The organism is Streptomyces sp. NPDC057654, assembly GCF_042800135.1.
In the GTDB taxonomy this organism is placed as follows: Bacteria; Actinomycetota; Actinomycetes; order Streptomycetales; family Streptomycetaceae; genus Streptomyces.
In genome coordinates, this window is the sequence record NZ_JBHVHQ010001496.1 from 1 (window position 1) to 1,006 (window position 1,006).

Here is a 1,006-nt window from a genome sequence, read left to right on the forward strand (position 1 = left end):
GATCACAGGGGTGGGGGGCCCGCAAATGCCTCCGACCCTCCCGCCTCACCGCGCTCGGTGATCGCGCCACACCGAGTACTGCGAGCCAGTTTTGAGCGACGTGGAAGAGCAACTGACGGTGCTGATGTTCGCGACGATACGCTCGTCAAGCAGGTACTGCTTGGCGGCCGAGGTGCAAGTTCCCGCTGATCTGAGCGAATCGGTTCCGGTGCCATGGCGCAAAGAACTTCCAACGGCCCAGTGCGCTGATGCAGTCCGTCGCTGCGGACTTCCAGCTCGACCACTACCGCGAGCTCTTGGTGATGTGCTTGCCATGCCGTACGTCATGCTCGGGATCGAGGCGGGATTCCGTCCCGTACTTCTTGCGGTCGTTAGGCAAGACGGGTGCTCGCTTCCTTACAACTTGAGCCGAGGCCGTCCCCCAGCCCCTCAAGGCCGCAGGGGTCGCTGGGCGCCGACTGGGCCACCGATGCTGGTCGACTCGGCACGGTGCCGAACAGGCCCCGGGGCTGGTCTCGCACAGGGCCATGTGTCTCAGGTGCGGGTAGCCTTCCAGGTCGCCTCGGCGGCGGAGCGTCTTGTCCGGTACACCGCAGACTCGGAGCGGACAGTGCTTTGAGTGGTGCGAATCCTAGGCGGCGCCACAGACCTCGCAGGGCCTTCTCCGACGGTTGCAGCAACATTGGCTGCACAGTCCGGATACCAGCTTGTCCCATACCTGTGTGTAGCCGATTCTCAGGGATTGGCGCAGGGCCAGCACGAAGTGCACGCCAACTCTGGACGGCGCCTGCCGTAATCGCTGCTGGGCGGTCCGGGTCTGTTCCAGCGCGCCGTCGACGAGTGCTCGAAAGACAAGTACTGGGGCAGTTCACCGAGATGACCGAGGGCGAAGGTACCGTCCGCGACGGCGCCTTCGCAGGTGATCATCACCATGGCGGAAAGCCGACAGGGCAACGGGACCTCTGGTAGAGCGGAAGACCGTCCAAGATCTTCCGCTCTACCAGAG

At 64.1% G+C, this 1,006-nt stretch carries 1 pseudogene; it reads right to left on the reverse strand.

Going from position 1 to position 1,006, the window contains the following annotated elements:
* Positions 1 to 631: 631 nt before the first annotated feature.
* Positions 632 to 835, reverse strand: a pseudogene (locus ACFU99_RS44620) (transposase domain-containing protein); the annotation flags it as partial.
* Between the last annotated feature and the right edge of the window lie 171 nt (positions 836 to 1,006).